Raw genomic sequence first — 257 nt, 5'->3', positions numbered from 1 at the left:
AACAGTCCAGTATTCTTTGATAGGTGACAGAGTTTACCTTTATCCTGGTACTTGCATTGGGCAAGATGGTTTTGGTTATGTTGGTGGTGCTTCTGGAATTGAGAAAGTTCCACAACTTGGTCGTGTTATTATCAAGGATGGTGTGGAAATTGGTGCGAATACAACAATTGATCGTGGAACATTTGAGGACACTATTATTGGTGAAGGAAGCAAAATTGATAATTTAGTGCAGATTGCCCACAATGTGAAGATTGGTC

Annotated in this window: 1 pseudogene; it reads left to right on the top strand. The window is 39.7% G+C overall.

Annotated elements, in window-relative coordinates:
- Positions 1-257 (top strand): annotated as a pseudogene (locus ACFIK8_RS10555) (UDP-3-O-(3-hydroxymyristoyl)glucosamine N-acyltransferase); the annotation flags it as partial.

This window comes from Bartonella sp. MR168JLCBS (genome assembly GCF_042194175.1).
Note: the sequence above shows the minus strand (reverse complement) of the source record. Positions and strands in the feature narration are given on the sequence as shown.